Origin of the sequence: Streptomyces sp. NPDC057854 (assembly GCF_042797055.1) — a bacterium.
In the GTDB taxonomy this organism is placed as follows: domain Bacteria; phylum Actinomycetota; class Actinomycetes; order Streptomycetales; family Streptomycetaceae; genus Streptomyces.
The window spans coordinates 132,915-152,128 of sequence record NZ_JBHVMF010000014.1; the positions used below are offsets into that span (position 1 = coordinate 132,915).

Genomic DNA, 19,214 nt, shown 5'->3' on the forward strand with positions numbered 1-19,214 from the left:
CCTATGTCCGCACTGTCGGTGTTAGCTTGCTGAGCTGATCCGGCGGCACGCCGGGCGCAGGGGCGGCGCGACACACGACGAGCGGAGCGACACGACACATGGGCCGACCGGACAAGAAGGCGAAGAAGAAGGGCATACGCCGCCTCTTCACCTGGAAGGCGCTGCTGGGCACCTTCCTCCTGCTCGGCCTCATCGGTGTCGGCGGCCTCTACACCGTCTACCTGCTGGTCCCCGTGCCCACGGCCAACGCCGAGGCGACCATGCAGAGCAACATCTACAAGTACGCCAACGGCACGATCCTCGCCCGCACCGGCGAGATCAACCGCGAGATCGTCGGCCTCGACAAGATCCCGCTCCCCGTCCAGCGGTCCTTCGTCGCCGCCGAGAACAAGACCTTCTACAAGGACAACGGCGTCGACATCAAGGGCACCACCCGCGCCGCCTGGAACACCCTCACCGGCAAGGGCAAGCAGGGCGGCTCGACCATCACCCAGCAGTTCGTCAAGAACTTCTACCTGAGCCAGGACCAGACGGCGACCCGCAAGCTCAAGGAGATGGTCATCGCCATCAAGGTCGACGAGGAGATGACCAAGAGCGAGATCCTCGCCGGCTACATCAACACCAGCTACTACGGCCGCTCCTCCTACGGCATCCAGGCCGCCGCCCGCGCCTACTACGGCACCGACGCCGCCAAGCTCACCACCGCCCAGGGCGCCTACCTCGCCTCGCTGCTCCAGGCCCCCAACCAGTACGACTGGACCTCCGCCAGCGCCACCGGCCGCAAGCTGGTCGAGGAGCGCTGGAACTACGTCCTCGACAACATGGTCGAGATGGGCTGGCTGCCCGCCGCCGAGCGCGCCGGGATGAAGTTCCCCGTCCCCCGCGCGCCCAGGCCGCTCCCCGGCATGGAGGGCCAGACCGGCTACCTCGTGGAGGCCGCCAACCAGGAGCTGATGCGCCAGGGCGTCAGCGAGGAGGACATCAAGGCCGGCGGCTGGACCATCACCCTCAACATCGACGAGAAGAAGCAGAAGGACCTCGTCGCCGCCGTCGACAAGCAGCTGGAAGACAAGATCGACCGCAAGGGCGACAAGAAGGCCGCCACCGTGCAGGCCGGCGCCACCTCCGTCGACCCGGAGACCGGCGCGGTCGTCGCCATGTACGGCGGCGTCGGCGCCACCGAGCACTGGATGTCCAACGCCACCCGGCGCGACTACCAGCCCGCCTCCACCTTCAAGCCGATCGTCCTCGCCTCCGCCGTCGACAACCGCGCCGAGACCCAGGACGGGCGCCCGATAGGCCTCCAGACCGTCTACGACGGCACCAGCAAGCGGCCCGTCGTCGGCAGCGACATCCCCTTCGCCCCCGAGAACGAGGACGACTGGTCGTACGGCCCCGTGACCGTCCAGCGGGCCACCGACAAGTCCATCAACTCCGTCTACGCGCAGATGATCGTCGACGTGGGCCCGGAGAAGACCAAGCGGACCGCCCTCGCCCTCGGCATGAAGGACGGCCAGGACTTCGGCGCCACCCCCGCCATGTCGCTCGGCACCATGGGCGCGTCCACCCTCGACATGGCCGGCGCCTACGCGACCCTCGACAACCACGGCAAGAAGGTCACCCCCGCCGTCGTCAAGAGCGCCCAGCACAGCGACCGCCAGGTCGACATGGTCAAGCAGACCGGCGAGCAGGTCATCAGCCGCCGCGCCGCCGACACCGTCACCCGGGCCATGCAGGGCGTCGTCAGCAACGGCTCCGGCTTCCGCGCCGCCGGCGACTACCAGGCCGCGGGCAAGACCGGCACCTCCGAGAACAACCGCTCCGCCTGGTTCGTCGGCTACACCCCCGAACTCGTCACCGCCGTCGCCCTCTTCGGCGAGGACACCTCCGGCAAGATCGCCCAGCAGGTCACCCTCACCGACTCCATCGAGCCCGGCCGCGCCAACGGCGGCCGGTACCCGGCCATGATCTGGGGCGAGTACACCGAACGCGCCCTGAACGGCGGCTCCGACGCCGCCTTCGACCTCGACACCGAGGAGGGCGGCGCCGGGTACGGCACCCCGACCTGGCCCACCGGCCCGGCCGAGACCGAGACGCCCACCGAGGAGCCGACGGAGGAGCCGACCACCGCGCCGGCCACCACCGCCACCACCCCGCCGCCCTCGGCCACCACCGCGCCCACCCCGACCCGGGAGCCCACCCAGCGGCCCACCACCACCCCGCCCGCGACGCAGGAGCCCACCCGGGAGCCCACGAACACGGCGACCGTCCAGCCCCCGGACCCGGGCGGCTCCGGCGGCGGTGGCGGCGAGGGCGAGACCGACGACGCGTCCGGCACCACGCCCGGCCTCGTCACCCGGCAGCCTCGCTGACCCCTCCGCCGTACGTACGCCGAAGGCCGGCCCCCCTCACCAGGGGGCCGGCCTTCGGCGTACGGGAGCGTTCAGCGCGCCCCGGGACGGCGGGGTCTCAGCGCGTCGACAGCTCGAACCAGACGACCTTGCCGCCCGACAGCCGGGTCGCCCCCCACCGCCGCGCCAGCCGGTTCACCAGGAACAGGCCGCGCCCGCCCTCGTCCGTCTCGCGCGCCCGCCGCTGCCGCGGCAGTTGCGGCGAGTCGTCGCCCACCTCGCAGCGCAGCACGTCGGTCCGGAGCAGCCGCAGGGTCACCGGCCGCTCCGCGTACCGCACCGCGTTGGTCACCACCTCGCTGATCAGCAGCTCGACCGAGTCCGTCAGCTCCTCCAGGCCCCAGCGCGCCAGCGCCCGGCGGGCCAGCCGGCGGGCCCGGCCCGGGGCCGCGTCCTCCGGTTCCAGGAACCAGTACGCCACGTCGCTCGGCGCGATCCCGTCGAAGCGGGCCGCGAGCAGCGCGATGTCGTCGTCCCGGTCGCCGGGGCCCAGCATGTCGAGGACGTCGTCGCACAGCGCCTCCAGCGGCGGCGCGTGGTCCGGCCCGGTCAGCTGGGCCGCCGCCGCCAGCCGCTCCCGCAGCTGCTCGATCCCGGTCCACACGTCCCGCAGCCGGGACTCCACCAGACCGTCCGTGTACAGCAGCAGCGTCGCGCCCGCCGGGGCGTCCAGCTCGACCGACTCGAAGTCCACGCCGCCGACCCCGATCGGCGCGCCGGCCGGCACCCGCAGCACCTCGGCGCGGCCGTCCAGGTGCAGCAGTATCGGCGGCGGGTGCCCGGCGTTGGCGACCGTGATCCGGTGCGAGACCGGGTCGTAGACCGCGTACATGCAGGTCGCCATCCGGTTCTCGCCGAGCCGCTGCGCCTGCTCGTCGAGGTGGTGCAGCACCTCCTGCGGCGGCAGGTCGAGCCCGGCCAGGGTCTGCGCGGTCGTGCGCAGCTGGCCCATGATCGCGGCCGAGGTCATCGAGTGGCCCATCACGTCGCCGACGACCAGCGCGACCCGGCTGCCGGGCAGCGGGATCGCGTCGTACCAGTCGCCGCCGACCCGCGCGGTCTCGGCCGCCGGCAGATAGCGCGAGGCGAGCTTGACGCCGGTCGGCTGCGGCAGCGAGTCCGGCAGCATCGTCCGCTGGAGCTCGTCCGCGATGTACGCCTCCCGGCCGTACAGCACCGCCTTGTCGATGCCCAGCGCGGTGTGGGTGGCCAGCTGGGCGGCGACCAGCAGGTCGTCCGGCTCGAAGGCCGGCTGCTCGGCGCGGCGCAGCAGCACCGCGGCGCCGATCACCCGGCGGCGGCCCCGCAGCGGCGCCAGTATCGCCCGCAGCCCGCGCGGCAGCGGATGGTCCGCGCCCAGCAGCTCGCCGAGGGCGGTCCGGGCGGCGGCGGAGTCGCCGAAGACCGGCCGGACCCCGCGGAGCACCTCGGAGAGGGCGCTGCCGGAGCGCACCTCGCACAGCTCGGCGGCCGGGGTCGGGTCGGGATCGGGTACGAGGACGAGCTCGTCGCCCTCCAGGTCCGGCGTTAACCGCAGCCGGTCGGTGCGGCGCAGCCGCAGCACGAACGGGGCCACGGGCCGCTCGTCGCCCACCGGGAGCGGGTCGCGGAGGTAGACCAGGATCTCGTCGGAGAAGGCCGGCACGGTGGCCCGGCACAGGCCGAGGACGATCTCGTCCAGGTCGAGGCCGCGGGCGATCCGCCGGGTCGCGGCGCCGACGAACCGCAGCCGGTCGCCCTCGCGCCGGCCGGACGGGGCCGTGCCGGGCGAGACGGCGACGGCGACCGCGGGCGCGGCGGGACCGGCCGGCGGCGGGGGAGCCGGGGCGGCCGGTGACGCCTGCGCCGCCGGCGGCCCGGGCGTCTCCGGCGCGGCGGGCTCGGGGGCCTGCGCCGAGGGCTGCGCGGGGATGTCGGAGGGGAGGCCGGCGGGCGCGGCCTCCTGGCGGGGCCGCGTCTGCTCCTGGGGCCGGTCGGCCAGGGGCTGCCGGCCTTCGTGGGAGGTGGGATGCTCCGTCACGCGTGGGATTCCGTCCGTCCGGGCCGGTGGTGCGATGCACTCGCTCTTCTCGCCGATGCCGCGCCCCCGCCGGGGCGGAACCCTCCGGGGAGGGACCCTCCGGTGACGGGGCCCGCGGACGGTCCGCGGACGGCGGCAGGGGCAGGGGGCGCGCCACCCGGGCACAGCTCCGGCACTGCTCTCCCCCTCATCGATGACGTGCGGTGACGTGTGGTCAGTTGCTGTGCTGCGTTCGGTCGGTGACGTCGTGCTCGCCCGGTGTCGGCCGCGCGGAGGACGATCCTACGTTTGGACCCCGGGGGCGCATCAAGGGTCTCATGGCGCCGTGTGCGCCGGGGTGCGGTCCCAGTCCGCCGGAAGGGCCGGGACGGTCCACGCGGGATCGGGCCGCCAGTCCTCCCACCCGTCCCGGAAGGGGGCGCCCCAGCGCCCGATCAGCGCCACGGCGGCGTCCCCCGCGGCCCGCACCCGGGCGGCCGCGCCGGGGCTCATCAGCCCGGCCCGCTGGGCCTGGGCGAACTCGTCCTCGTCGCGCCACAGCCAGCTGCGGTCGGGGTAGACGGAGATGTCGAGGAAGTGGTCCTCGGAGTCGACGCCGCCGGCCCAGCGGCGGCGCGGCTCCTCCAGGTTCACGTACCAGCTGCGGAAGCGCCAGCCGCGCTCCCAGAACAGCCAGACCGACCACGGGTCGCCGGGGCGGGCGAGCTTGAGGACGCCGCTGCCCGCCCAGCGGGCGCGCTCGGTGGTGCGGGGCGCGGTGTAGCGGGTGGCGAGCGGTTCGTCGTGGACGGCGGTCCCGTCGGCGAGGACGGGCCGGACGCACTCGGTGCCGGGCGCCATCCAGACGGCGAGCAGGTCGGGGGTGTCGCGGACGACGGTCACCGGCCGGCAGATGTGCACCTCGTCGGTGCCGACGCCGCGGTAGCGCCAGAGGATGTGCTCCCCCGGCGCCCAGTGCTGGATGCCGCCCGACCCGTCCGCTCCTGTCATGCGCAGATCTTAGGGGCGCGCTCCCACGCGCGCTGCGGTCCGCGTCACGCTTGCGTCACGCGCGGGACGGGCGGGCGTCACGCCGGGGTCACGGCCGGGTCATCCGCAGGACGTCGAGGGCCTCGTCGAGCTGTTCGAGGGTGAGGTCGCCGCGGTCGACGTAGCCGCCCTCCAGGACGACCTCGCGGATGGTCTTCCGCTCGGCGAGCGAGCGCTTGGCGATCTTGGCGGCCTCCTCGTAGCCGAGGTACTTGTTGAGCGGGGTGACGACGGAGGGGGAGGACTCGGCGTACTCGCGGGCGCGTTCGGCGTTGGCGGTGATGCCGTCGACTGTGCGGTCGGCGAGCAGCCGGGACGCGTTGGCGAGCAGCCGTACGGACTCCAGCAGGTTCTTGGCCATCACCGGGAGCATCACGTTGAGCTCGAAGTTCCCGGCGGCGCCGGCCACGGCGACCGTGGTGTCGTTGCCGGTCACCTGGGCGGCGACCATGAGGACCGCCTCGGGGATCACCGGGTTGACCTTGCCGGGCATGATCGAGGAGCCGGGCTGGAGGTCGGGGAGGTTGATCTCGGCCAGTCCGGTGCGGGGGCCGCTGGCCATCCACCGCAGGTCGTTCGCGATCTTGGTGAGGGAGACGGCGACGGTCCGGAGCTGGCCGGAGGTCTCCACCAGGCCGTCCCGGGCGCCCTGGGCCTCGAAGTGGTCGCGGGCCTCGGTGAAGGGCAGTCCGGTGGCGCGGGCGAGCTCGGCGATGACGGCGGCCGAGAAGCCGGGCGGGGTGTTGATGCCGGTGCCGACGGCGGTGCCGCCGAGGGGGAGTTCGGCGAGCCGGGGGAGCGAGGCGCGCAGCCGTTCGATCCCGTACCGGACCTGGGCCGCGTAGCCGCCGAACTCCTGGCCGAGGGTGACCGGGGTGGCGTCCATCAGATGCGTACGACCCGACTTCACCACTGTCGCGAATTCGGCCGATTTTCGCTCCAGGGCGTCGGCCAGGTGGTCGAGCGCCGGGATCAGGTCGCGGGTGACGGCGGCGGTGGCGGCGATGTGGATGGAGGAGGGGAAGACGTCGTTGGACGACTGCGAGGCGTTGACGTGGTCGTTGGGGTGGACGGCCCGGTCGTCCGGCAGCCGCTCCCCGGCCAGGGTGGCCAGCACCTCGTTGGTGTTCATGTTCGAGGAGGTGCCGGAGCCGGTCTGGAAGACGTCGACCGGGAAGTGGTCGTCCCAGCGGCCCTCCGCGACCTCCTCGGCGGCGGCGGCGATCGCCTCCGCCCGGTCCCGGTCGATCACGCCGAGGTCGGCGTTGACCTTCGCCGCGGCGGCCTTGATCCGCGCCAGCGCCTCGATGTGGGCGCGCTCCAGGCGCTGCCCCGAGACCGGGAAGTTCTCCACCGCCCGCTGGGTCTGGGCCCGCCACTTGGCGTGCGCGGGGACCCGCACCTCGCCCATGGAGTCGTGCTCGACGCGGTAGCCGCCGTCGTCGTTCGTGCGTTCGCTCATGGTTCAACCTCCGTAAAAAGATGAGCACTTGTCTTGTTCGATGTATTCCCAAGGCGCGTACCGGCCAGTAAAAACCGTGGGTAACCCCACTTCCAGGAGGCGCAATGACGCGCACCAGGCACAGACTCCGGTGGCCCATCGCCGCCGTCGCCGCGGCGGCCGCCGCCCTCGGCACCCTGACCGCCGTCCCCGCCGGAGCGGCCGACACCGGGACGAGGGCCGCCGTCGCCTCCGTACCCCTCCCGGCCGAACTGGAGGCGATCCGGGCCGCCGAGGCCACCACGATCTACGGCAGCCCCGAGGAACGCCCCCTCGACCAGCGGAAGACCGGCCTGATCTCGCTCGGCGACAGCGAGATCTCCGGCGAGGGCGTCGGCACCTACGAGCCCCCCACCAACGGTCCCACCAACTGGTGCCACCGCTCGCCCGACGCCGCCATCCACCGCACCGGCATCGCCGCCGACCTCACCTTCAACGTCTCCTGCTCCGGCGCCTACACCGGCCACATCCGGATCGGCGGGCACAAGCAGTACGCCGACGAGCTCGTCCAGAGCGACAACCTCGCCATCAAGGCCCGCAACACCCGCATCAAGATGGTCTTCCTGGTCGCCGGCGCCAACGACGACCTCCAGTTCGGCCCCGTCATGACCGACTGCGTCACCCGGTACGTCCTCAGCCAGGGCGCCTGCGAGCCGAAGTACGCCCCCGGCTGGCAGGCCCGCGTCGACGCCCTCGTCCCCAAGGTCGAGCAGACCGTCCGCGACCTCAAGTCCGTCATGCGCGACGCCGGATACGCCGACGGCGACTACAAGCTCGTCGTCATGGGCTACCCCAGCCCCATCGGCCCCGACTTCCGCGACAACCCGAACTTCCCCGGCAAGCTGGCCTGCGGCGGCATGGGCTACGACTCCGACACCAAATGGGGCCGCAACGTGGCCGTCCCCGCCTTCGAGCGCGGCATGCGCAAGGTCGCCGCCTCCACCGGCGCCGTCTACCTCGACAACTCGCGGCTCTTCCACGGCCACGAGGTCTGCATGGAGGACACCTGGGCCCGGGGCCTGTACATCGACCTCTCCAAGCCCGGCGGCATCGACGAGAACACCACCCGCCAGTCCTTCCACCCCAACAAGAGCGGCCACGCCGCCTTCGCCTCCTGCCTGACCCAGCTGTACGCCTCGGGCCTGCGCGAGGCGAGCTGCGCCGACGTCAACTCCTCCGGCACCCCGACGCTCTTCCCGCTCGCCTGGGACGACGTCTACAAGCCGCTGCGGAACGAGGCGACCGGCAACTGCCTCGACGTGAACGCCTCCGAGTCCGCCAACGGCACCGCCGTCCTCGGCTGGGACTGCCACGGCGGGCGCAACCAGGGCTGGTGGTACGACTCCGCCCGGAAGACCGTCCACACCGAACTGACCCAGGACCGCTGCCTGGACGTGCCGGGCGCCGCCTACCAGGCCGGCAAGGCGCTCGTCCTCTGGAACTGCTCCGGCGCCGCGAACCAGAGGTTCGTCCGCGACGGCGCCACGATCCGGCCCGCCGCCGCGACCGGCCTCTGCCTGACGCAGGCGGCGGCGAAGGAGCCGGTCCGGCTCCAGACCTGCGACGGCTCCGCGCGCCAGCGGTTCGCGTAGCCGGCCGCACCGAGAACGCCGTGGCCCTCCGTCCGGTGCGGGACGGGGGGCCACGGCCCTGTCACGGCGTCGTGCGGTCCGGCCTCACGTGACCTTCAGGCTCGACCTCGCCAGCTCGTACGCGGCGATCATCGCGTCCTCCTCGGCGTCGAAGCCGCCGAGCTCCACGACGACCGTGCTCCTCGCGGTCTCCACCGCGAACGCCCGCCCGGCGCGGTCCTCGTCGAGGAGTTCGCTGTGCACGGTGTAGCGGGCCTCCACGATCGGCGTCCCGCCCGTCTTCAGGTCCGCCAGGGTTAGCCCCTTGCTGCCCTTCTCGGCCTTCACGAAGGCCCGCAGAGTGGTCCCGGCCGGGCCCTTCGGGGCGGACCACACCCGCAGGAAGCCCAGGTTGCCGGTGGCCTTGGCGTTCGCCTCGCACACGATGGTGGCCGGGCCCTGCTTCACCAGGTCGGCGAAGTCGGGGTCGGCGGGGACCTCGACCGCCTTCGGCTCCCAGTCCTCGGCCAGGGAGAAGGAGACGGGGAGGGCGCAGGGCGTGCCGGGCCCGCCGAGCGAGCCGGCGGCCCGCGCGGCGGACGGGGTCGCCGACGGGGTCGCCGACGGGCTCGTGGCGGAGGAGGGCGCGGCGGAGGCGGACGGGTCCGGCTCCGGGGTCGTACCGCAGGCGCCGGCGGTCAGCAGGACCGACGCGAGCAGGGCGGTACGGAGGAAGGGGGCTCTGGGCATGTCCCCATCATTCCCGACGGCTCACGTCCCCCGGACGGCGCCCGGGGGCTCAGCGAACGCCCTCCCGCGTCCGGGTCAGGACAGCTTGCCGTAGTCCGGTAGCTTGAAGGCGCGCTCGGCGTGGCCGCCGACGATGTCGGTCGTGTTGTTCCCGATGTTCGCGATGATCGTGTACCCCTTGGCCTCGATCTCGGCGCGCTTCTCCGTCTTGTACGCGCTGACCTCGGCGAACAGGTCGGGCAGCGAGCGCACGTACAGCCCGTCCACCGGGTAGCCGACCTGCTTCAGGTTCCACTCGGTGAGGGAGTGGATGATCCCCGGGCGGGCGGTCACGAAGAAGACCTTCACCCCGCGCGCGTGCGCGTCCCGGACCAGCGCGCGGACCTCGGGGATCGCCGGGGTCGGCAGCTCCCAGAAGGGGTGGAAGTCCGTCTCCAGGGAGCTGTTGTCGATGTCGAGGACGATCGCCTGCTTCTCGGTGCCGGCGTCCTCGGCGCGCTCCTCGACGTACGGGCGCGCCTCGGCGATCACGGCCGCCACGTCACGGCGCCAGGTCGCGTAGTCCACGCCCTCGATCGTGGCGGCGGAGGTGAGGTGGGTGTCCGGGTCGGCGGCGGAGGCGGCGGGCGCGGGCCCGACGACGAGGAGGGCGGTGAGGCCGAGGAGGCCGGTGGCGGTGGCAGCGGCCTTGGCGGAGGGCCTGGAGGGCTTGGGGGGCATGGCGGGCTTGGGGTTGGAGGGCATGGGGGGCTCCCGAGTGGTCGACCGGCTCAGTGGTTGACATGCTCGCGACCCATACTGACCAGTAGGCGTCCAGCTGACTACCGGTCGGTAGCGACTTTCGGAGCGGAACGTGACGCCGCCCCCGGTCCGTACGGACGGACCGGGGGCGGTGACGGGCTACCGGAGGTTACGAGAGCTGGGAGCCCTGGCGCACCGGGATGTGGGTGAACGTCGGCTCGGGCGCCGGGTTCTGGAAGAAGTCGTTGCCCTTGTCGTCGACGACGACGAAGGCGGGGAAGTCCTCCACCTCGATCTTCCAGACGGCCTCCATGCCGTCCTCCTCGTTGTCCAGGACCTCGATCTTCTTGATGCAGTCCTGGGCGAGGCGGGCGGCCGGGCCGCCGATGGAGCCGAGGTAGAAGCCGCCGTGCGTGCCGCACGCGTCCGTGACCTGCTGCGAGCGGTTGCCCTTGGCGAGCATCACCATCGAGCCGCCCGCCGCCTGGAACTGCTCCACGTAGCTGTCCATCCGGCCGGCCGTCGTCGGGCCGAAGGAGCCGGAGGCGTACCCCTCGGGGGTCTTCGCCGGGCCGGCGTAGTACACCGGGTGGTCCTTCATGTACTGCGGCATGTCCTCGCCCGCGTCGAGCCGCGCCTTGATCTTCGCGTGCGCGATGTCACGGGCGACCACCAGCGGACCGGTCAGCGAGAGCCGGGTCTTGACCGGGTACTTGGTCAGCTCGGCCAGGATCTCGTCCATCGGCTGGTTGAGGTCGATCTTCACGACGTCGGAGGACTCGTCGAGGTGCTCGTCGGTGGTCTCCGGCAGGAAGCGCGCCGGGTCCGTCTCCAGCTGCTCCAGGAAGACGCCCTCGGCGGTGATCTTCGCGACGGCCTGGCGGTCGGCCGAGCAGGAGACGGCGATCGCGACCGGCAGCGAGGCGCCGTGCCGGGGGAGGCGGACCACGCGCACGTCGTGGCAGAAGTACTTGCCGCCGAACTGCGCGCCGATGCCGATCTTCTGCGTCAGCTCGAAGACCTTCTCCTCCAGCTCCTTGTCCCGGAAGCCGTGGCCGGTGGCCGGGTCGCCCTGGGTCGGCAGCTCGTCCAGGTAGTGCGCGGAGGCGTACTTCGCGGTCTTCAGCGCGAACTCGGCGGAGGTGCCGCCGACCACGATCGCCAGGTGGTACGGCGGACAGGCCGCCGTGCCGAGCGAACGGATCTTCTCCTCCAGGAACTTCATCATGGACGCCTCGTTGAGGACGGCCTTCGTCTCCTGGTAGAGGAACGACTTGTTGGCGGAGCCGCCGCCCTTGGCCATGAAAAGGAACTTGTACGCGCCGCCGTCGGTCGCGTACAGCTCGATCTGCGCCGGCAGGTTCGAGCCGGTGTTCTTCTCCTCCCACATGGTCACCGGGGCCATCTGCGAGTACCGCAGGTTCAGCTGGGTGTACGCGTCGTAGATGCCCTTCGACAGGGCCTCCTCGTCGCGGCCCTGGGTGAGCACGTTCTGGCCGCGCTTGCCCATGACGATCGCGGTGCCGGTGTCCTGGCACATCGGGAGCACGCCGGCGGCGGCGATGTTCGCGTTCTTGAGGAGGTCGAGCGCCACGAACTTGTCGTTGGACGACGCCTCCGGGTCGTCGATGATCTTCCGCAGCTGGGCCAGGTGGGCCGGGCGCAGGAAGTGCTGGATGTCGTGGATCGCCTCGGCGGCCAGCTTGCGCAGCGCCTCCGGCTCGACCTTGAGGAACGTACGGCCGTCGGCCTCGAAGGTCGAGACGCCCTCGGCGGTCACCAGGCGGTAGGGCGTGGTGTCCTCGCCTACGGGGAGCAGATCGGAGTACGCAAACTCTGGCATGACGGCGGCCATTCCTCACTCGGCAGACAGCAGCGCGCCGCCTCCGTTGGCGGGCGCGCCCTCCAGCGTAGAACGCGGGCGCTGCGGCGATCCTGTGAGGTAAGGCTCACCAGGCGCGGCGAACGCGCCGATCCGGAGTGTTGCCGGGGGGCGCTGCCCCGGGGTGGGGGTCGGGGGATCGGCGTCGGCCGCTTCCCCTAGGGGAGAGATGGGGGTCCGGGGCTCTGGTCGCGATCTATCGCGTGTGCCAGGGTGAAGAGGTGGACCTCGAAAAGCAGCCCGCCGCCGCCCAGCCCCCCACCCCGCCGAACCCCCCGGCCCCGCCCGCCGCCCCGGCGGCGCCGGCCGCTCCTGTGGCCCCGGCCGCCGCCGAGGTCCCGGCCGCGCCCGCCGCTCCGGAGGCCCCCGAGCCGCCGGTTGCCCCCGCGCCGCCCGCTGCTCCCGTACCGCCCGCCGCTCCCGCGCCGCCCGCTGCTCCGGCGGCGCCCGCCGCTCCCGCGCCGCCCGCCTACGCCGATCCCCAGGGGGCGCTTCGGGCGTCCGACGCCGATCGGGACCGGGTGGCGGACATCCTGGCGGAGGCGCTGGCGCAGGGGCGGCTCGACCCGGAGGAGCACGCCGAGCGGGTGGAGGCGGTCTACCGGGCGAAGACCGTCGGCGAGCTGGAGCCGATCGTGCGGGACCTGCCCGCCGGGGACCGGGGTCCGTCCGCGCCGCGGCCCGAGCCGGTCCCGGCCGCGTACGGGCCCGAGGACGTGGAGGGGAACGCGGACCGGCTGCTCGCGGTCTTCTCCAGCACCACCCGCAAGGGCCGCTGGCGGGTCGCCCGCCGCACCGACGCCTTCGCGATCTTCGGCAACATCGAGATCGACCTGACCGAGGCGATCTTCGCCCAGCCGCTCACCACCATCAACGCCACCTCGATCTTCGGGAACGTCGAGATCCGCGTCCCGGAGAACATCAGCCTGCGCGGCACCGGCACCGGCATCCTCGGGAACTTCGAGGTCACCACCCTGGAGGGGGTGGACCCGCAGGCTCCGATGGTGGTGGTCAACGGCTACTCGCTCTGCGGGAACGTGGAGGCGAGACCCAAGCGCGGCAAGTGGGTCGTCGACCTCCAGAACAAGATCCGCAAGCACCTCGGCCACTGACGCCCGCCCGCTGATCCACATCGCCCACGGAGCAGTCCAGCGGGGTTCCGGCCAGGAAAGTGACCGGAATACGTCGCCGGGGCTCCGGACTCCGGATGGGAGGCGTACGCAGTGCATAGGCGCGCGCACAGCGGGTAGGGCTCGTGCATCGCTGCTCGCTCGCGAAGCCGTCGTCAGGAGTAGACCGTGCTGCAACTGCCGCATCAGCCCCTCCAGGTAGCCCCCGTGCCGCCCCAGCGCGCCCCCGCGCGGGCGGACGAGGAGGGCCCCTGGCACGCGGAGGCCGTCTGCCGCCGGGACGAGGCGGGACTGTTCTTCGCCCCCTCCAAGGAGCCGACCGCCGCGCGGCTCGCCCGGGAGGAGGCGGCCAAGCGGGTCTGCGCGCGCTGTCCCGTGATGGTCGACTGCCGGGAGCACGCGCTGCTCCAGCCGGAGCCGTACGGCGTGTGGGGCGGGCTCACGGCCGCCGAGCGCCGGGTGGTGCTGGCCCGCCGCCGGCGCCGCGAGGTGGAGCTCCGCAAGGCCGCCGCGGCGGACCGCATCGCCCAGGCCGGCTGACGCGCGGCCGGTTCCGCGACGGACGCAGGCGTACGGAGACACACCGCGACATACGGGAAGGGGCGCCCCCACCGCACCGGGGGCGCCCCTTCTCCGTGGGCGTCGTCGAGCCGGGGTCAGTTCGCCCGGTCGAAGTCGATCTTGCTGTACGCGCGCAGCTTCGCGAGCCGGTGCGTGGAGTCGATCTGGCGGATCGTGCCGGACTTCGACCGCATGACCAGCGACTGCGTGGTCGCGGTCTCGGAGCGGTAGCGCACCCCGCGCAGCAGCTCGCCGTCCGTGATGCCGGTGGCGACGAAGAACACGTTGTCGCCGCCGACCAGGTCGGTCGTGGTGAGGACGCGGTCCAGGTCGTGGCCGGCGTCGATGGCCTTCTGGCGCTCCGCGTCGTCCTTCGGCCACAGCTTGCCCTGGATGACACCGCCGAGGCACTTGATGGCGCAGGCCGAGATGATGCCCTCGGGGGTGCCGCCGATGCCCATGAGCAGGTCCACGCCGGTGCCCTCGCGGGCGGCCATGATGGAGCCGGCGACGTCGCCGTCGGAGATGAACTTGATCCGGGCGCCGGTCTCGCGGATCTCCTTGACGATGCCCTCGTGGCGGGGGCGGTCCAGGATGACGACGGTGACGTCCTCGGCGGTCATGCCCTTCGCCTTGGCGACCCGGCGGATGTTGACCGAGACGGGCGCGTTGATGTCGACGAAGTCGGCGGCCTCGGGGCCGGTGACCAGCTTGTCCATGTAGAAGACCGCGGACGGGTCGAACATGGAGCCGCGGTCGGCGGCGGCGAGCACGGCGATGGCGTTCGGCATGCCCTTGGCGTTCAGGGTGGTGCCGTCGATCGGGTCCACGGCGATGTCGACCTCGGCGCCGGTGCCGTCGCCGACCCGCTCGCCGTTGAAGAGCATCGGCGCCTCGTCCTTCTCGCCCTCGCCGATGACGACGACGCCGTTCATCGAGACGGTCGAGATGAGGGTCCGCATCGCGTTGACCGCGGCGCCGTCCGCGCCGATCTTGTCACCGCGGCCGACCCAGCGGCCGGCGGCCATGGCGGCGGCCTCGGTCACCCGGACCAGTTCGAGGGCCAGGTTGCGGTCGGGGGCCTCGGGAGAGACCTCAAGCTCGGGGGGCAGGTGGTGCTCGGTCATCGGAGCGCACCTTTCTGTACGACGACGGCCGGAAAAAAGGAGGGTGCTGCGACTCTATCGCCAGGTCGACATATTGAGCAGAGGGGCCCACGTATGAGCGCGGGACCGTGATGCGACCATATGGGGCGTGGCAGCTAAGCGAGGCAGGCAGACGGTACGCGGGATGTTCCAGTCCCTCGGGGTGATCATGGTCGCCGCGGGGGTCATGTATCTCTTCATCCCGCACGACGAGAACGCGGATCCGGTGAAGGCCAAGGACTACCGGGTCGAGCTCCTCACGGCGCAGCGCGCGGCCCCCTACCCCGTCCTGGCCCCGCAGGGCCTCGGCGACGGCTGGAAGGCGACGGTCGTCTCGTACAAGCGCGAGCAGGGCGACACCTGGCAGCTCGGTTTCCTCTCGCCGGACACCCAGTACGTCTCGGTGAACCAGTCGACGGCGGAGCCGAAGAAGTTCGTGCCCAAGGTCACGCACGAGGCGCAGGACACCGGGAAGACGCAGACGGTCGGCGGCCAGGTGTGGCAGCGCTGGGAGGGCCCCAAGTACGACGCGCTGGTGCGGACCGACGGCAAGGCGACGACCGTCGTGACCGGGACGGCGTCCTTCGACACGCTCGCGCGGATGGCGGGCGCGCTCCGCTCGCAGCAGACCTGACGGCGGCCCCGCGCCTCCGTACGGCGAAACCCCCCGGTGCCGGGCACCGGGGGGTTTCGCCGTACGCCGTGCGGAGGGGTCCGGCTCAGACGGTCGTGACGACGTCCTCGTAGGCGAGGCGCGGGGAGCGCGGGAACCAGGCGTCCTCGCCCGGCTTGCCGATGTTGACGACCATCAGCGGGGTGTGGTCGGCGTCCAGGAACTCCTTCTGGACGCCGGCGAAGTCCAGGCCGGTCATCGGGCCGGCGGCGAGGCCGGCGGCGCGGACGCCCACGATGAAGTACGCGGCCTGGAGGGCGGCGTTCAGCAGCGCGGAGCCCTCGCGGACCGGGCGCTCCGCGAAGAACATGTCCTTGGCCTGCGGGAAGTGCGGGAGCAGGGCCGGCAGCTCCTCGTGGAACTCGTTGTCGGCCGAGAGGATCGCGACCAGCGGGGCGGCGGCCGTCTTGGCCTGGTTGCCCTCGGCCATGTGCTTGACCAGGCGCTCGCGGGCCTCGGGGGAGCGGACCAGCGTGATGCGCAGCGGGGTCTGGTTGAAGGCGGTCGGGCCGTACTTCACCAGGTCGTAGATCGCCTGGACCTGCTCGTCGGTCACCGGCTCGTCGGTGAAGGTGTTGGCGGTGCGGGCCTCGCGGAAGAGGAGGTCCTGGGCGGCGGGGTCGAGAACGAGGGACATGCTGCGTACCTTCCGGACTGCAAAGGGGACCGCCCGGCGGGCAATCCCGGGCGACGTCCTCGACAGTACGCCGATGATTGATGAAAGTTCAACTATACGATCCGGATAGTGATCCGCTTCACTCGCCCCAGTCTAGCCCCAGACCGTCCCTAGCCCCGGCCCTCCCCGGACTCGTCCTCCTCCGCCGCGCGCTCCGCCGCCAGCGAGGCGTCGAGGCGGGCGCGGGCGCCTTCCAGCCAGCGCCGGCAGACCTTGGCCAGCTCCTCGCCCCGCTCCCAGAGCGCCAGTGACTCCTCCAGAGTCGTGCCGCCCGCCTCCAGGCGCCGCACGACCTCGATCAGCTCGTCGCGGGCGTCCTCGTAACCGAGCCCCGCCGCCGTCTCCGTACCGCCAGCCATCCGTCTCTTCTCCGATCTCCGTCGCCGTGACGCTCGTCGTCCCGTACCCGCTGCCGCCCGCCGCTAGGTGCGCCGGACCGTGAACTCGCCGTCCGCCACCCGGGCCCGCAGCTCCTCGCCCTCCGCGACCTCGTCCGCCGCGCGGACCACCGCGCCGTCCGCCCGCTGGAGCACCGCGTACCCGCGCTCCAGCGTCGCCGCCGGGGAGAGCGCCCGCACCCGCGCCCGGGTGTGCGCCAGCTCCGAGTCCGCCCGGTCCAGCAGGTGCCCGAGGACCCGCCGGCTGCGCGCGAGCAGCGCATCCAGCTCGTCCTCCCGGACCTCCACCATCCGCTGCGGATGCTCCATCACCGGCCGGGCCAGCGCGTGCGCCAGACCCCGCTCCTCGCGGTCGAGCAGCCCCCGCACCGTCCGCAGCGCCCGGTCTCGGAGCTGGCGCACCCGCTCCAGCTCCTCGCCCACGTCCGGGACGACCTTCTTCGCCGCGTCCGTCGGCGTGGAGGCCCGCAGGTCCGCCACCAGGTCGAGCAGCGGCGAGTCCGGCTCGTGCCCGATCGCGGACACCACCGGCGTCCGGCACGCGGCCACCGCGCGGATCAGCTGCTCGTCCGAGAACGGCAGCAGGTCCTCGACGCTGCCGCCGCCCCGCGCCACCACGATCACGTCCACGTCCTCGTGCGCGTCGAGCTCCCGGACCGCCGCGATCACCTGCGGCACCGCCTTCACGCCCTGCACCGGCACGTTCCGCACCTCGAAGCGGACGGCGGGCCATCGGCGCCGCGCGTTCTCCAGCACGTCCCGCTCCGCCGCCGACGCCCGGCCGCACACCAGGCCGATCAGCCCCGGCAGGAACGGCAGCGGTTTCTTCCGCTCCAGCGCGAACAGCCCCTCGGCCGCCAGCCCCCGCTTCAGCTGCTCCAGCCGGGCCAGCAGCTCGCCGATCCCGACCGGTCTGATCTCCGCCGCGCGCAGCGACAGCTGCCCGCGCGGCGCGTACCACTCCGGCTTCGCGTGCACCACGACCCGGGCGCCCTCGGACACCACGTCGCCCACCGCGTCGAACACCTGCCGGTAGCAGGTCACCCCGATGGAGATGTCGTACGAGGGATCCCGCAGCGTCAGGAAGACGACCCCGGCACCGGGGCGCCGCGAGAGCTGCGTGATCTGCCCCTCGACCCAGATCGCCCCCAGCCGGTCGATCCACCCCCCGATCATCCGGGAGACCTCACCCACGGGCAGCGGCGCTTCGGCGGACGTAGTCAGACCCATGCACCGAGCGTAACCGCGCCCACCGACAACGTCAGCGCCCCGGCCGCCCCGGAACCGAAACCCCGGCCGCCCCGGACCCGGAAACCCCGGCCGCCCCGGTCACCTCCTGCCGGCCGTCCGCCCCGTCCCCTGCACCGCGAGCACCACCAGCCCCACGCCCAGCCAGATCACGCCCACCACCTGGGCCGCCGCCGACGCCTCCACGATCACCGCCACCAGGACCGCCGCGCCGACCACCGGCAGCACGACGTGCTTCAGCCAGTGCGGCTCGCCCTCCGCCCGCCGGACCGCGAACCAGCCCACCACGCTCGCGTGCAGCAGCACGAACGCCGTCAGCGCGCCCACGTCCACCACCGACACCAGGTGGTCCAGGCCGTCGTCGCGCCGGGCCGCCCACACCGCCGCGATCATCGTGACCGCCGCCGACACCAGCAGCGCCACCCGGGGCACGCCCGAGTCGGTACGGGCCAGCGCGTGCGGCAGCCGCCCCTCCCGGCCCATCGCGAACAGCAGCCGCCCGCCGGCCGCCTGGCCCGCCAGCGCCGCGAAGGCCGCGCCGATCGCCTTCGACACCGCGACCAGGTCGTGCAGCCACCCGCCGACCGACGCGTCCACCGCGTCGTAGAAGGCGGACCCCTGCTTCCCCGGGTCCGCCGCCAGCTCCGCCGAGGAGACCGGTTCGAGCAGCGCCACCAGCCACGTCTGCGCGACGAACAGCACACCCGCCAGGACCAGGCAGAACAGCAGCGCCCGCGCCACCTTCGCCGACCCGCCGGTCACCTCCTCCGCGAAGGCCGCGATCGCGTCGAAGCCGAGGTACGACAGGACCGCCACCGACACCGCGCCGACCACCGCCGCGAGCGAGAAGGTCCCGTCGCCGGTGAGCGGCGACCACCAGTCGCGCTGCGCCCCGTCCCGTACGAGCACCACCACCGCGGACACCACGAAGACCAGCAGCACCAGGATCTCCATCGCGAGCACCGCGAAGCCGACGCGGGCCGCCGCCCGCACCCCCCACAGGTTCAGCAGCGTCGTCACCACCACCGCGATGCCCGTCCACACCCACCGGTGCACCTCCGGCACCAGCGCCTCCATCGCGATCCCCGCGAAGAGGTACGCGACGGCCGGGATCAGCAGGTAATCGAGCATCGCCATCCAGCCGGCGACGAAGCCGGGCCCCTCGCCGAGCCCCTTCCGGGCGTACGCGAAGACCGAACCGGCCTGCGGCGCGACCCGGACCATCTGCGCGTAGCTGAAGGCCGTGAACGCCATCGCCACCGTCGCCACGACGTACACCAGTGCGACCGCGCCGTGCGACTTCGCGTCCAGCGTGCCGAAGACCCCGACCGGCGCCATCGGGGCGATGAACAGCAGCCCGTACACGACCAGGTCGCGGAAGCCGAGCGTCCTGCGGAGTCCCGTGTGGTCCGGACCCGGTGCCGCTCCGTCCACCTGCGCGTTCTCAGCCATGGCGTCAGTTTCGGACACGGCCGCGC

The 19,214-nt window shown here is 72.8% G+C and carries 16 protein-coding genes; 5 read left to right on the top strand and 11 right to left on the bottom strand.

Going from position 1 to position 19,214, the window contains the following annotated elements:
* Positions 1-98: 98 nt before the first annotated feature.
* On the top strand, positions 99-2,372 hold the full coding sequence (locus ACFVQZ_RS21200; protein WP_383624815.1) for a transglycosylase domain-containing protein: 2,274 nt from the start codon (positions 99-101) through the stop codon (positions 2,370-2,372).
* A gap of 97 nt (positions 2,373-2,469) precedes the next feature.
* Here ACFVQZ_RS21200 and ACFVQZ_RS21205 read toward each other — a convergent pair whose 3' ends face one another.
* From ACFVQZ_RS21205 to ACFVQZ_RS21215, 3 genes are all read right to left on the bottom strand, one after another.
* Positions 2,470-4,431 carry a SpoIIE family protein phosphatase gene (locus tag ACFVQZ_RS21205; RefSeq protein WP_030498151.1) on the bottom strand — a complete coding sequence of 654 codons (1,962 nt, stop codon included), beginning with the start codon at positions 4,429-4,431 and terminating at the stop codon, positions 2,470-2,472.
* 315 nt (positions 4,432-4,746) lie between these two features.
* Complete coding sequence (locus ACFVQZ_RS21210; protein ID WP_030498152.1) at positions 4,747-5,421, bottom strand: DUF402 domain-containing protein; 675 nt, start codon at positions 5,419-5,421, stop codon at positions 4,747-4,749.
* 88 nt (positions 5,422-5,509) lie between these two features.
* A complete protein-coding gene (locus ACFVQZ_RS21215; protein WP_030498153.1) occupies positions 5,510-6,922 on the bottom strand; it encodes a class II fumarate hydratase in 1,413 nt (470 codons plus the stop codon).
* A 104-nt stretch (positions 6,923-7,026) separates the two neighbouring features.
* On the opposite strand from ACFVQZ_RS21215, the gene ACFVQZ_RS21220 reads away from it, so the two are divergent.
* Positions 7,027-8,553, top strand: a complete 1,527-nt coding sequence (locus tag ACFVQZ_RS21220) for a ricin-type beta-trefoil lectin domain protein (RefSeq protein ID WP_383624820.1) — start codon at positions 7,027-7,029, stop codon at positions 8,551-8,553.
* A gap of 84 nt (positions 8,554-8,637) precedes the next feature.
* On the opposite strand, the gene ACFVQZ_RS21225 is transcribed toward ACFVQZ_RS21220, so the two are convergent.
* The 3 genes from ACFVQZ_RS21225 to ACFVQZ_RS21235 all read right to left on the bottom strand — a co-directional run bounded on the left by ACFVQZ_RS21225 (position 8,638) and on the right by ACFVQZ_RS21235 (position 11,866).
* A complete protein-coding gene (locus ACFVQZ_RS21225) occupies positions 8,638-9,282 on the bottom strand; it encodes a lipoprotein (RefSeq protein ID WP_030498155.1) in 645 nt (214 codons plus the stop codon).
* Between the two features lie 75 nt (positions 9,283-9,357).
* On the bottom strand, positions 9,358-10,002 hold the full coding sequence (locus ACFVQZ_RS21230; protein WP_383624942.1) for an HAD family acid phosphatase: 645 nt from the start codon (positions 10,000-10,002) through the stop codon (positions 9,358-9,360).
* Positions 10,003-10,192: 190 nt separating this feature from the next.
* Positions 10,193-11,866 (bottom strand): fumarate hydratase, encoded by a 1,674-nt coding sequence (locus ACFVQZ_RS21235; RefSeq protein WP_030498157.1) that lies wholly within the window; start codon positions 11,864-11,866, stop codon positions 10,193-10,195.
* A gap of 353 nt (positions 11,867-12,219) precedes the next feature.
* Here ACFVQZ_RS21235 and ACFVQZ_RS21240 point away from each other — a divergent pair, with 353 nt between their 5' ends.
* Positions 12,220-13,017 carry a DUF1707 domain-containing protein gene (locus ACFVQZ_RS21240; RefSeq protein WP_383624945.1) on the top strand — a complete coding sequence of 266 codons (798 nt, stop codon included), beginning with the start codon at positions 12,220-12,222 and terminating at the stop codon, positions 13,015-13,017.
* A gap of 186 nt (positions 13,018-13,203) precedes the next feature.
* Positions 13,204-13,575 carry a WhiB family transcriptional regulator gene (locus ACFVQZ_RS21245; protein WP_030496058.1) on the top strand — a complete coding sequence of 124 codons (372 nt, stop codon included), beginning with the start codon at positions 13,204-13,206 and terminating at the stop codon, positions 13,573-13,575.
* Positions 13,576-13,691: 116 nt separating this feature from the next.
* Here ACFVQZ_RS21245 and glpX read toward each other — a convergent pair whose 3' ends face one another.
* The gene (glpX, locus tag ACFVQZ_RS21250) at positions 13,692-14,723 is read right to left on the bottom strand and encodes a class II fructose-bisphosphatase (protein ID WP_030496057.1); all 1,032 of its coding nucleotides are present in this window, start codon (positions 14,721-14,723) and stop codon (positions 13,692-13,694) included.
* Between the two features lie 127 nt (positions 14,724-14,850).
* Between glpX and ACFVQZ_RS21255 the strand changes: the two genes are divergently transcribed.
* Complete coding sequence (locus ACFVQZ_RS21255) at positions 14,851-15,375, top strand: DUF4245 domain-containing protein (RefSeq protein WP_383624826.1); 525 nt, start codon at positions 14,851-14,853, stop codon at positions 15,373-15,375.
* 85 nt (positions 15,376-15,460) lie between these two features.
* On the opposite strand, the gene ACFVQZ_RS21260 is transcribed toward ACFVQZ_RS21255, so the two are convergent.
* The 4 genes from ACFVQZ_RS21260 to ACFVQZ_RS21275 form a co-directional block, all read right to left on the bottom strand.
* The gene (locus ACFVQZ_RS21260; protein WP_030496055.1) at positions 15,461-16,051 is read right to left on the bottom strand and encodes a malonic semialdehyde reductase; all 591 of its coding nucleotides are present in this window, start codon (positions 16,049-16,051) and stop codon (positions 15,461-15,463) included.
* Positions 16,052-16,200: 149 nt separating this feature from the next.
* Complete coding sequence (locus ACFVQZ_RS21265; protein ID WP_030496054.1) at positions 16,201-16,449, bottom strand: exodeoxyribonuclease VII small subunit; 249 nt, start codon at positions 16,447-16,449, stop codon at positions 16,201-16,203.
* 63 nt (positions 16,450-16,512) lie between these two features.
* Positions 16,513-17,718 (bottom strand): exodeoxyribonuclease VII large subunit, encoded by a 1,206-nt coding sequence (gene xseA / locus ACFVQZ_RS21270; RefSeq protein WP_383624830.1) that lies wholly within the window; start codon positions 17,716-17,718, stop codon positions 16,513-16,515.
* A 99-nt stretch (positions 17,719-17,817) separates the two neighbouring features.
* A complete protein-coding gene (locus ACFVQZ_RS21275; protein ID WP_051788024.1) occupies positions 17,818-19,188 on the bottom strand; it encodes an APC family permease in 1,371 nt (456 codons plus the stop codon).
* Positions 19,189-19,214 lie beyond the last annotated feature (26 nt).